The following is a 13,168-nucleotide window of genomic DNA, read 5'->3' as shown; positions in this document are numbered from 1 at the left end:
ATCTTAATTTATTAAATCATTCGATTTTTCTTTTGGAACTACTTCAACAGTCACTTCATTCTCAATAAAAAAATCATAAAGCGGTTTTAAATCACCTCTATTCAAACACATAAACCAAATTTTCTTCTCTTTATCTAAAGAATTTAAATAGGTAATACCGACAGCCCCAGGATCTCTAGAAGAAGGGAGAGCAATACAAACTGATTTAATCTGTTTCAAATTTATAATTTCCTTCTCTTTTTTTAAAAAATAAGATTTAATAATTTCTTTGTCAACAATTTCTATTTGATAGATAAAATGTCTTGAAAAAAGGTAGGATATATATATAATTAATATAAAATACATCGTTAAATATATCTGATTTACTTCTGAAAATATAATAAATGGAGATGAAAATCCAAAAAGTAATATCCAGAACAAATTCAAGCTGTTTGTGTATGAGGTTGTATATCTCATCTATTTAATTTTTAATTTCTACATTATTAACACTTTATAACTCATCAGCAGTATGCGGTCATATCTCTTAACATTGATTATCAAACTTAATTCAATTCATTAATTTGTTCAATTTTTCTTTAGGAACCACTTCAATGGTTAATTCATTCTCAACAAAAAATTGATAGAGTTTTTTTAAGTCCCCCATATCCATACATATAAACCAGATTCTTTTCTCTTCATTTAAAGAATTAAAATAAACAATGCGTACTGCTGGCGGGTCTCTAAAATCAGGAATCGAGATAATAACCGATTTAATCTTGTTCATAGTTACAATTTCTTTCTCCCTTTTTAAAAGATAAGATTTAATAACCTGTTTATCCACAATTTCTATTTGGTAAATAAAATGTATTGAAAAGAGATAGGCTACATATAAAAGTATTATAAAATATACTGACAAGTAAATCGATGTGTGTGTCAATATATATCTATGATTCAATTCAGGAAGAAGTACTAGAGGAAGAGAAAATCCAAAAAATAATATCCAAAATAAATTCAAACTGTTGGTGTATGAAGTTGTATATCTCATAATATTAATTTCTATCTTCTGCATTATTAACACTTTCTAACTCACCAACAGCATCAGTTGTCCCTTTAAATGCACCAGTTGCATTCTTTGCTACCTCAGTTCCTCCACTTGCCTTAGCTAAAGCATTGATAGAAAAGAATCTTGACAGACTTCGAATTATAGCTTTGAACGAGTGAAATGATTGCTGTTGCCCTTTCTTTTGCAATTGGCTATCTATTAATGAACTATTATTTTCTCCACCTCCAGCAAGTTCATCTGCATCTAAAACCAAAGAAACAATTGTACCGACTTTTTCAACTTTATCAAAATTTGTATATGTTTTTAGCCCTACACTCTCAAGAGCTAACAGAGAAATTATGGCATACATCGCCTATACAATCACCATCAGAATACTTTCTTATTTTTATAGATACGCTCTATAGCTTATTTTGTTGGGCACGAACCAGAGGCATCGCGCTAGCGACTGTGTTACCTAATGCTCAAGCCAGCAGAGGGTTACCAAAAAGGTTCTCTATATTGTTTTTTATATTTTGATGCTATTTTTTCGGGAAGTTCTTTCCAGCCACTTTTAGGTTGTACCAAGGTTGTATCTTTCACGCTATAGTTAATTAATAATTGATTATATTTTGGTTTATCCTTTGAAACTTCTATATAAAAATAATCAGCTTTAAACTCTCTTAATCTTTTAGTTTTAGATAATTCATTTTCATTGGCTACTGTATAATTACCTTCATATAATTTATCGTTTAAGTAATAATCAAAGAAGAAACAAGGACCTCCTTTGTTCCCTAATTCAACGTTTTTAATCTTTACCCTAACATATACAACATTTGTTAAAGCCTTCTCTCTTTCTTTTGAAGTTAAGTACATATAAACAAAAGCACTTATTAAAATTATTATTCCAAAGATGTTTGGTATAATTTTACTTTTAAAAAAATTCAGCATCTCTTTTAATTATTTACTTTGTCTTTAATTTCATTTTGTGCTCCATAATTTGCAAACTGAGCAGTGGCTGAAGTTAATCGAACAAGTCTTTCCTTATATATCCTGAGTTAATTTTTTCTGGTAACTCTTTCCAGCCTTGCTTAGGTTGTATCAAGGTTGTATCAATAACACTATATTCAAGTAATAAATCATTATAATTAGGTTTGTCCTTTGAAACCTTTAGATAAAAATATTTTCCTAAGTTACTTTTGATTTTTTCTTTTGATTCTTTTACCATTGTTGTGTTAGCAATAGTTTGTGAATCTTCAAATAAAACATTATTAATTTTATATTTATAATAAAAATATGGACCTCCTCTCATTGAAGTATTTATGTCATTAATTTTTACTCTAACATATACAGCTTTTTTTAACGAAGCGTCCTGTTCTTCCCATCGCTTATAATAGACAAAATAAAAAGCCAAAGCCAAAATTATTAATAACAAACTATTTTGAAAAAACTTATTTTTTAAGATGTTTAATTGTTTCATAGTACTATTTTAAATTTTCTTTAATTCCATTTTGTGCCCCATAATTTGCAAACTGAGCAGGAACTTCATAAAGCAATTTACTGGATTCTTTAAGTACGTTACTAGGTAAATCTGAGCCATCAATTACATTACCGAAAGAGCCATTTTTTTTACCAAAGAAATAAGAAGAAGATGTTTCTACAGCAAAATCAGAAAAACTTTTTTCACCATTAAGTACTGTTCTTGCATTAAAACCTTTTTTATTCACGTTTACTTCAAATGCTGCACCTATTATGGCACTAGCTCCAGTCGTTAAAAAACCATCTGCGACTGCTCCTAAAACGTTAATATTATCATCGCTATTCACAGAATATTGTGCAAGTGCACTAATTCCTGTTTTAGCTAATGAAACACTAAAAGTTTGCTCTGCTAAAATAGCAGCACCTCCCTCTAATATTAATGGAGCAGCCACAATTGAAGAAGCTGCGACTGCAACATTTCTTGTTGTTTCCCTAAAGTTTTTTGCCTCTCTAGAATTTGACTTAGCATACCAATTTGCTGCCTTTTTTAAATGAGCGACAGTACCAATATCATGAGTTTTACCGATTACAACACCAGCTCTTGTCATTTTTAGATGAGCATTATCTCCAGTGAATATTGCACTCACCATTCCATCAGTTCCGTATATGTTATATTGATTTTGGCTTTTAGTTCCAGTCCAATCTCCATAGTTATGTTGGGTATAACTACGTTGTTGAAGCATTTCGTATTTACCTCCCGCTCCTTTGAAAACTCTATAAACATGCATGTTCAAATGTTCAGCACCTTCAAGTTCGATACCGTCCATTACTCTATTCTCAGAAAACGCATAAGAAGAGTTCCAAGGATATTTTGAAGCCAGCGGGTCGATAGCAAAGAACCTACCAATCCTCGGGTCATGCATCCTAAAGGTGTAGTTTAAGCTGTTTCCTTCGCCTTTCAGCTCATTATCCATTTCCTGTCCTTGGAAGCCATAACGATAGCTATCGCTTTGTCCATGTCTAGTTGGAACTTGCATACCAAAAGGATAATAATCAGAATAACTAAGAACGTCCGGATAGAACGTATTTCCGTCAAGGAGTTTTCTATCACTAACAACCGAAAGCACATTACCTAAATGATTCGATAATTCGTATTGTTTGTCTCCAACAAAACGGTAAGCTGTAATAGGCGCTCCAACTATAGTTGCTTTTCCTTCGCCTTGAGCCAGTCCTTCGCAAACATCACCTACACCATTAGCATTAGCGTCTTCCTGCAATGGGTTAGGGATCGTAGGGCAATTATCGCATACATCGCCCACACCATCACCATCTGTATCGATCTGGTCAAAATTTGCGGTGAATTTGCAATTATCGCAACTGTCTCCTACCCCATCGCCATCGCTGTCAAGCTGGTCAAAGTTAGGAATATATTTACAATTATCACAGGCATCGCCTCTTCCGTCTTTATCAGTGTCTTCCTGCAATGGGTTAAATACATAAGGGCAATTGTCATTAATGTCTAAAAGTCCGTCGCCATCGCTATCATCAGCTCTTTTGCCACAATAACTTTGCGAAAAAATATCACTCCTTAATGTCGCTTTTTCACCTGTTGTAGAAGTAGTTGCCGTACCTTTTCCTTCATCAAAACCAAAATAATTGGTTTTGATATCCTCCGGTTCCTGACCGTTATCTATGGTATAGCCCAAGTCGCATATCTCTGCCTTAAGGGCATTGTAACTCTTGACTTCACCCGGACGATGGGTAATAGAGGTATACCCTATAGAATTTTTGGGCAATATAATGTGCAGATCCCCGGAATCGCTCCTCATCCCTTTATTCTCAACACCATTATGACCCTGGATTAACTTAGCACTAGTTTTATATTCATTACCATTTAGGGTAATGTTAACACCATATTCATTAGAATATTGACTGCTTTTTATTTCAGCTTTTAAATCCCATTCATCTTCCGGGATAGCAGGTGAAACAATTTCATAATCGGTCGTTGATACATAACTCCTAAAGCTATAACGTCTGTTTCCATCCCCATTTTTATAACTGTTATGTCCTCTGCGGTATTTTTGCAATGTAACTACCGGTATGTAGCCCTTATCTGTTTTCCTGACAGAGATTAAAACTGAACTCAGGTATGAATTAGTTCCGTCTCCGGACCATGAATTTCCTCCTTCTTCATAAACTCCATGCAGGGCAGCCACAAGATTAGTCCCTTTATTTTCTGTATCAATTTTAAAATGGGTATTTACTACTATAGATTCTGTTTTTGTTTGCGAATTATCAAATAAATTGATACTGGTTTCCGGTTTTCCTGTCCAGGCTGCTCTGGCTTTGTCCGTGAGTTTTAAACCAAATTGGTCTTTAATCGTTTCTACAGCCGTGAGGGCTGCAGGCTGTCCCGCCGCCAACAGATTTCCGGACCTGAGGGCACTTTGCACAAGACTGGCCGCAATTTCTTTTCTTCCGCGTTCGACCCCTAAACGACTGCTGCCGTATATATCGTGTTCTGTCAGGTAATACTTTGTTGTTGCACCTTGTTTTACCAGTTCGTAAGTAGCCAATACGTTGCCCTGAGCGTCACGCTGGTAATAAGTTGTAGTAACATCTGATCCGTTGGTTACGGTTTTGGCAGTTCGATTGCCCAGACCATCGTATTCAAAACTTATTATCGTACCATTATTTTTGGTAACCCTATTTACTTTTCCGTCTATGCGCCAATCTATTTTTAGTCCTTCTTGTTTATCACTAATTAATTGCCCAATATCATCATATCCATAATTATCGGCAGTTTGGTTATCAATATCAAGCGAGGTATCATTAGCAGCTCCATTGGTAAATACATTATTAGGAACTGCATCGTTTACATGTCTCAATTTGTTTTTTCCTGTGGTATAAGTATAAGTAAGCTGGTCCATAAGCGTGATAACGCCTGTAGACAAAGGTGCCCAACGATTAAGTTTAGTTAAGTTTCCGTTTCGGTCATAACTGTAATTAGATTGATACCCGCTTGCAGGTGCATTGGTACTTAAATTTTGATTGTACGAAACAGCTTGAGAGGTCATCTCCTTAATCCTGTTGAGCTGATCGTATTTATAATAATTAAACTGTGTGGCAATAGGTTTTTGCTGAATATCGAGCAATGAGGTTACCATTTCTTTTATATTACCATTATAAAGGCTGGACTCTTTTTCTAGATTTGCTCCTTTACTAAAACTGAATATAGTGTTGTCTCTCATATTAAATCGGGATTGATAGTCGCCTTTGTAATAATTTAAGGCAAACCCAAAGGCGTCCTGCGCCACATTTAATCCGTCTTTGCCCGCATCATATTGTGTGCCGAGCCTTTCCCCATTTACTCCTTTTAACCAGCCCTGCAGCGTATAAATGTAATCTAAGGCCTGTACTTTTTTATCACCAATCTCTACACGTGCCAATGGACCGTGCTCGTAATACAGATAATTGGCCTCTTTTTCCCAGATCACATTATCCTTACTGGTGTATACTTGCTGTATCCTGTTATCAGCATCGTATTCATAACGGTGTATGAATTGATCGCTGGCACTCTCGGGCTGATAGGTTACTCTATTTACATTGCCACTAATTAAATCATAATCGTAAACCACTTTTGTGCGGTCCTGATTCAGTTGGTTGAGTTTGTCATTATTGTTGGTATGATGTATCAGTTCTTTTACGTTTCCGTGTACATCATAATCGTATAGTATTGCATTATTATACTTATCGTATGCTTTTATGTCTGTAATTTCTGCTGTTAACTGATCGTAATACACTACTGCGGTTACTCGTTTATGGCAATTATCTGTACTGTAGGTCGTAAACCAGTCTTTGGTACCGTCTACCGGAACATCATATAGTGTTTTGGTGACCTGCTTAAAAGAAGCCCCGAGATTGTAGGGGTAAAGATCTAAAACCGCATCAACAGGCACCAGCGCCTTGGTGCTGGTAAAAATAAGTCTTCCGTTGTCATTGATCGATATGGCTACCTCTGTTTTCGTTTCAAACTGTCCTGCTTCAATGATCCTTCCTAAGCCATCATATCTCGTATAGCTAAAAAGAGACTTTGCTTTTAGCTGATTTGCATTTTGAGAGGCCACAATTCTTCCTAGGGCATCGTATGCAAAACGGCTTACATCGCCATCGGGTGTTTTTTGCCATACCAATTGGTTTAATGAATTGTAACGGTACTGGGTTTGCATATTATGTGCCGGGACTACTGCAATACTATTAACAGGAGTTAAATCCTCTTTTTCAGGACTGTTTTCTCTTACTGTTTTTATAGTCTCATTAGAAGCCGGTGTTAATCTTTTTACTCCTTCCGGCGGAACGGTCTGGATTAAATTTCCTGCCTGATCATAATAATACAGGGTATATTGGTATTCTTTGTCCCGGGAAGTCTGAGTTAATGTCTCGGTCAATCCTTCGAGAGATGCTTTCAGATATCCTTGTTTGAAGGCTTCTTTTTTATTGGCATAAAAAGCGGCTTCTATTTGCTGTTTGTTAGATTCTTTTACGGTCTTGGCATATAACTCACAAGGAGATTGTGTTTTGGTTATTGGTATTTCCAGACTAAATCGCGGTACCATAACTGCCGGGGCACAAATTTTATTATTGATGACATACTCGTCAGCAAATACTATCCATGTTTTTAATTCTTCGGTTTTAGCTGTTTTTTGCCCGTCCACATAAGTAGCATAAGCCGTAATAGCCTCCGGAGTTTTCAGGTTACCATATCTTAATTTGGCAGCACCAAACTCTGCAATGGTAATAAAAAGCGGGTTCTGCACTGTTGCGATTTGAAGCTTCGTTAAATACGCCAGATAATCTGTACTGATATACCCAAAATTGGCCTCGCAGAAATAATTTCCATCTGTTGCCAGATTTGCCGGAATGACATAATCCGGTACTTTTGTTTTTACACTTGTTTTAAACTCATTCCATTTATCACCGCATACTACCGGAGCAACAGTTGGCGGGATGCAAAAGGTGTCACATGGCGATAAAACTGTTTGCGACAAAGAACCTGACTGTGTTGCATTAAATGGCAAAATACCACCTTGATTAGTACTAATTTGAACATTACTACTAAGATTCTTAACCAGACTTCTTTGTGGCAGATTGTAGTCCTGAGATAAAAACTGACACAAACTACTGCCACTAGCTTCTGCATCTTCTCCAAGAAAAGTGTTAGTACGTATAGCAGTAACAGTTTCAAGGGTTAAGTTATCCTGAGTTGTATAATTTATCTTTGCAGTTTTATAATCATCTATAAAATCGATTGAATTTATAGTATGTACTGACTTAGAATTTGGTATCGATATGTGGATGAAAAATTGCGAGATAAGTTTTTCTGAAAAATACCTAATAATAAACCCATTTTCAAAATAATGATTAATGCTAAATTTAGAACACTTTACCGGCTCATTATACTTATATATGTGATCTTCAATTTGATTTTGGAGATAAGTTCTTTCTGATTCTATACGTTTTCCTAAATTTGATTTTGTGACTAAATAAGCCATTTTTACAGTCAAGGAATTACTAAAAGTTTCCTCTATATTACCGCTGTACAAATTGTTAGCAATAGCCTCATTAAGCGCATCCTTTAAATTCGTTTCATAACTAAATTCTTCGTCCGGATTATATGCGCACGCATTGACAATAGGGGGAACTAATTCATCGCAACTATCTCCAGAACCGTTCCCATTATAATCCCACTCGCCGCACGGATCGCAACATCTAAAATAAAGAGGTCTATTAGTGTTTCCGGATGTTACTTTAGCGAGAACCTGTCTGTTGAAAAAAGTTTTTCGCAAGGTTATTTTTACCCTATGGTAACGGTCTTCCTGCACATTGTCCAGAAAAATGTTGCTGATACGATCTGTTCCCAGGCTATAACCTCCTAAATCTATTACCATACGTTTAGTATCATTAACAGTAATGGCAATACCCTCACTATTATTTTTCCATTTTACGACATCACCCGGTTTGATCCCAAAATAGGTATTAAGATAACTTCCTGTAAAAACAGGCTCAGCAGAGATATTCAGATCGGTACTTTTTATTGTGCCGCTGGCCTGCAGGTGAAATACCAGGTTTCTAAAAGCGGTATTGAATTGCTCTTTTTTATCGCATACCGGTACTGCCAGCTCTGTACAGCCGTTAATGGCCGCTTTGGTTGTGCCTTCGATAATCACTTCTTCGGGAGTTGTGCAAGTATTGGTGCCATTTTTTCTTTTTACGATTGCCAAAATCTGGAATTTATAGACTTTAGTGACCGAATTGTATTCCGGTAAGGCATAAAGGTTTTTGAACCCTATGATGTCTTCCCATTTTGGGGCTGGCACACTTGTACCACAAGGATTTTTGTAATTGGTTTTGCTGTTTGTAAATGTTAATTGTATAGGGGTTGCAATAGCATTGTTTCGATAAATAAAACCAATATTCAGGTTTCCTGCCGCATCTTGTGTGGCTTTTATTTTAGGCGTTTCTGTAGCGGTTTCTAAATTAAAGTCCGGGTTGATTTGGGCGTCGAACAATTCTCTGGTTAAGAATGGCATACTTGTGGTTTTTAAACCCTCAACCAACAGCCCCTGACTTTGAATAGTAGTATCCAGTAATCCTTTTAGAAAATTTTCTAAGTCGTTTGCCCTTGGGCATTTTCCCGTTTCAAGATACATCGCCTTTTCGACCGTTTTTTTTGTTTGGGCAAGAATTTCCTCATCGGTAAGGGAGGCGTCAAAACTAAAATCAGCCGGGACAAACCTTTTTTCTTTACTTTGGTATAAAGCAACAGTTGCAGCTGAACATGCCAACTCAATACCTGCACTTGCCGGAGTTGTAACGGGTACTACCGGGGTTTGAGGAATTGTATTTATTAAGGCCGTCAGTCTTGCAAAATTATTTGGGGTACCTGTTGTATTGTATTTTTTGAAGATACTCACAAACGTATCCGAGCTTTCAGTATTCCCGATACAATCGTTGTAATTGTTGTTTTTGGCCGCATAAATATGAGAAAAAACTGTACGTGTTTTTTGTTTAAGAGCTGTATAATTTGTTCTGAAATTGGCCCATATTCTTTGTTTTAAAAGGTGATCACTCATACTATTGATATCACTTAACAATAGGGTGTTTGATTTGTTGATAAAAGTTTCATATTCAGATTGTGGTGCAATACCATTCGTATACACCGCAAAATAATACGCTGCCTGCAGCATATTTAATTTTTTGCCATTTGCCAAAGCCATACCATCAAAATTAGCAGTTAAGGCTTCTTTCATTAAATCTTTGCGCAGTACATAATCGGCTTCTGATTCTATGCTGTTTTTATAACTGTAATAGGGATCGCTATCTTTAGTTTTCGCCTCAACATTAAGAAGTTTAGAGATGATTCCGTTTGATGCAAAGACGGTATTGTCAGCTACTTTTTGGGTTTCGGCATCAAAATAGTCGGTGTTTGTTATTTTTTCATCGAATCCATCAGAATTATCCCCATCGTCATTAAATGTATTGCAGAATGCAACATTGTATACATAATACTGGTATTCAGGATGATATTGTAGTAATGCATTTGCCCAGCCTGGTTTCCATAATGGGATAAAATCAGCTACATAACGTAAATATTTTGGCTGTACCAAAAACACATTGGGATCATCACTATTGGGGTCCTGAACTACAATCGCATTTTCTGTTAAAGCTGGTTTATAAATTCCCTCTCCTGTAAGTTCTACCCTAATTGCAGCAATAGTTCCATCTTCTTCTTTATAAGATCCGCCATAAGGATTTCTCCAGCTGTAATTAGATACTTTTATTTCTTCGGGCTTATTAGTCTCCGGATTCATTTCTGTTTTTATAGTATAACCGCCATAAAATAATTGATTGTTGTCATTAAAAAGGCTTAACGGGTCTATGACCTGGTTTTGGTTATCATTTTCATTGTCCTCTTCCGTTTCTAAACCTTCTACAGCCCCATACTGCCCGTGCGGACTCACATCTCCCAACAACATGTCTAAATTGAGATTACACACATTAATAGGCTGCTTACATAGTTCCCTGCATCCGGATAACAATCCTCTAAATTCAAATTTAAAAGCGGTTACTTTAGCAAGTATGTCGTTTTGATTTATACCCGGCGCAATAAATTGCGAACCGTTATAACTGAATGTTGTCGTTGCAAAAAAAGCATTCAGATTTTTAAGGACATATTCTTTTTCGGCAGCAACGACAGAAGATTCCCTGACAACTGTATTTCCAAGAGCAGACTCATCCGCTGAAAGTTTTAATTTGAATGCTTCACATGCTGCGGGAGTGAGGTTATCGCAAACTAATGATTCTTCGCAGCTCCTGCAGGTTACATTACAATCCTCAAAAGCGGTATCTGCTTCTAAAGCAGCTAAATCAGGCAGGCATTTTTTATTTTTTATCAATTCGGCAATATAATCATCGGCATATTGGTTTAATGCGTCCTGATTGAGCTTAAGATCTTTAGTTAAAGGATACGAACCTGTTTTTAAAAAATTACCTGAATATTGTCCTTTATATTCTCTTTTTGCAATACTTAAAGTACTTGAATTAAAAGAGTTCAGATTAAACACTCCTATTTTTGAAGTTAACGGATCAGATCCTGTCAACAATTGTGAGGCACAATCATCCGTCATGCTTATGGCCCAGTCGTAGACAAAAGGGTAATGTTTTCCGTTTAAACATTCATCTGTATAAGAAGCTGCTGTTTTATTTAGTGTATATTCAAATTTAACTTCTCCTTCTTTTAGGATCGAAACGGGTGTAGTCAATCGAATCCCATCTTCATTTATCCCATTACTTCCAGATGCATATTTATCGTTGTTTGACACTAAATCTGTAGTGGTTATCTGATGCAAGCTTGTATTGCTTTCGTCGTCTAAAGAAACCAGGTTCCCGTTATTATCTCCTGCGAGAGCGGTTGCAACTGTTCTTCCTTGCGGATCAAGGTAGCTCACACTGACCTGTTTGTTAGGATCTACCACAATATTTTTTTTGTAATGCGCAAAATCACCTACTTTGTACCCAAAAAGCCGGTTGAGTTCTTCTTGTTTGGGCTGCCCGTAAAAATATTGCATTTCATGGCCCATACCTATTTGATGCGCTGATCCTACACCGCCTTTTCTTTTAATTCTGCCTGTATTATCCGGGGTATATTCTATTTGAGAAAAAGGAAATCCTTTAGCGTCCGGAACTAAATCCTGGTAATTCTGCTGAGGCAAATTATTTGAAGAATAATATTTACCTGCACCCGCACTACTGGACATTCCTGCACCCGGCACAGGAGTACAATCCGGAACGGTGGGATTATCCCAGTCAAAATCATTATGCGTATAAATTGAATTGTTTGCATTTTTATTTAAATCATTATAAAAACGAATCCCGGAAGCCTCTACAGGAGTGGGTAAAACTTCAATCGCAGCCCTGCCCTGATTGTCATAGATTACTTCGCCCACAATGGCTTTATTATTAGAATTTATTTTGGTTACGGTCTGACGATTACGCAAACTCCCGTCAAAATAACTTACTATTTCTTTTTTCTTTCCATCTTCGGCAAAAGAAGCCTGATATTGCCAGTTTTTTTGCCCTGATTCATGTGCCTGATCGATTTCGATAAAATGAGGCCATTCGCTAAGCTGTTTAAAAGAATCTGTTAAACCGGAAGACCAGATTCCGTAAAAGTTCTTAGAAATATCATCCAGAAATCGACCAACGGGTCTTATACGATAAACCAAATATCCTTTAGAATATACCAGTGGAATTCTATAAGTAGTATTTGTGGTTTGAATTCGTGTGCTGTTTAACCTAAAATCCTGTTCGTTTAAAGCAATTAGATTTGGTGCTAATTTTCCGCCGCTTGTATTGTAATTGTCTATCCAGGTCCATTCAAGTTCATATTCTACAGCAGGAGAACGGGAGTCCTTTGTCCAGTTGATAACGAATTCTTCGGCTTTGTCACTAACCTTAGCTACTTGTACTTTGTTTGTTCCGTTGTATTTTATAAGTTTATGAGATACAGGAAATACTGATGTAGATTCTGTAGCGCTTAACTGCATATTATAATAACGATCGGCAGTGAATTTTAATTCTAAATAAACCGGAGCATCAGGTACCGTTATAATCGCATTACCGGAATTATAGTACTTTACAGATTCTACTTTTACATCGGCTTTGTGAATGCCGGGTAATTGGTATACTGCATAATCATCCAGACGATCTCCTTTGGTAACATTGTCATGTTTGATCTTTAAGGTTACCAAAAAAGGATTTGGGTATTTTGTTTGTTTCTTCTTACTGTCCTCATAGGTGGTTACTATCTTTCCGGCCGTATCATAGGGCGTAATCCTGAGTGTAATTTCGCTATAATACACATTGCTGTAAGCCGCTACATCAGTCGGATTATCATTAAATCCAAAATGAATTGATACCACCGGATTAACAGAAGCAAAAACATTTCGTTTATTTAAATCCGCAAATTTAGGATCAGCAATACGCAATGTTGGCTGCCCGTTTAATTGGGTTCCTTGTTTTTTATCTCCTGAAAACTCCTCTTGCTGACTGAACGTAACCCATGAAAACAGTGTAAATACAACTGCTATTAAATACTTGTTACTATACATA

At 36.3% G+C, this 13,168-nt stretch carries 6 protein-coding genes; all 6 read right to left on the bottom strand.

What is annotated here, in order from left to right; genetic code table 11:
- Positions 1–3 precede the first annotated feature (3 nt).
- The 6 genes from ACHRWY_RS26500 to ACHRWY_RS26475 all read right to left on the bottom strand — a co-directional run bounded on the left by ACHRWY_RS26500 (position 4) and on the right by ACHRWY_RS26475 (position 13,167).
- Positions 4–456: a hypothetical protein gene (locus tag ACHRWY_RS26500; RefSeq protein ID WP_395358852.1), complete on the bottom strand. Its 453-nt coding sequence runs from the start codon at positions 454–456 to the stop codon at positions 4–6.
- A 91-nt stretch (positions 457–547) separates the two neighbouring features.
- A complete protein-coding gene (locus ACHRWY_RS26495) occupies positions 548–1,048 on the bottom strand; it encodes a hypothetical protein (protein WP_395358850.1) in 501 nt (166 codons plus the stop codon).
- Complete coding sequence (locus ACHRWY_RS26490) at positions 1,029–1,391, bottom strand: hypothetical protein (RefSeq protein ID WP_395358848.1); 363 nt, start codon at positions 1,389–1,391, stop codon at positions 1,029–1,031. Before ACHRWY_RS26490 ends, ACHRWY_RS26495 begins: the two co-directional genes overlap by 20 nt.
- A gap of 128 nt (positions 1,392–1,519) precedes the next feature.
- Positions 1,520–1,969 (bottom strand): hypothetical protein, encoded by a 450-nt coding sequence (locus tag ACHRWY_RS26485; protein ID WP_395358846.1) that lies wholly within the window; start codon positions 1,967–1,969, stop codon positions 1,520–1,522.
- Positions 1,970–2,042: 73 nt separating this feature from the next.
- Positions 2,043–2,498, bottom strand: a complete 456-nt coding sequence (locus tag ACHRWY_RS26480; RefSeq protein ID WP_395358844.1) for a hypothetical protein — start codon at positions 2,496–2,498, stop codon at positions 2,043–2,045.
- Between the two features lie 4 nt (positions 2,499–2,502).
- On the bottom strand, positions 2,503–13,167 hold the full coding sequence (locus tag ACHRWY_RS26475) for a thrombospondin type 3 repeat-containing protein (RefSeq protein WP_395358842.1): 10,665 nt from the start codon (positions 13,165–13,167) through the stop codon (positions 2,503–2,505).
- Between the last annotated feature and the right edge of the window lies 1 nt (position 13,168).

It is taken from the genome of Flavobacterium sp. FlaQc-48 (genome assembly GCF_044007335.1).
GTDB lineage: Bacteria > Bacteroidota > Bacteroidia > Flavobacteriales > Flavobacteriaceae > Flavobacterium.
This window is presented reverse-complemented; position numbering and strand designations above follow the sequence as displayed.

What these genes read in the sequence shown, in the direction of transcription:
- ACHRWY_RS26480 (WP_395358844.1), bottom strand. Translation starts at nt 2,498, where the DNA reads ATGAAACAATTAAACATCTTAAAAAATAAGTTTTTTCAAAATAGTTTG.
- ACHRWY_RS26490 (WP_395358848.1), bottom strand. Translation starts at nt 1,391, where the DNA reads ATGTATGCCATAATTTCTCTGTTAGCTCTTGAGAGTGTAGGGCTAAAA.
- ACHRWY_RS26495 (WP_395358850.1), bottom strand. Translation starts at nt 1,048, where the DNA reads ATGCAGAAGATAGAAATTAATATTATGAGATATACAACTTCATACACC.
- ACHRWY_RS26485 (WP_395358846.1), bottom strand. Translation starts at nt 1,969, where the DNA reads ATGCTGAATTTTTTTAAAAGTAAAATTATACCAAACATCTTTGGAATA.
- ACHRWY_RS26500 (WP_395358852.1), bottom strand. Translation starts at nt 456, where the DNA reads ATGAGATATACAACCTCATACACAAACAGCTTGAATTTGTTCTGGATA.
- ACHRWY_RS26475 (WP_395358842.1), bottom strand. Translation starts at nt 13,167, where the DNA reads ATGTATAGTAACAAGTATTTAATAGCAGTTGTATTTACACTGTTTTCA.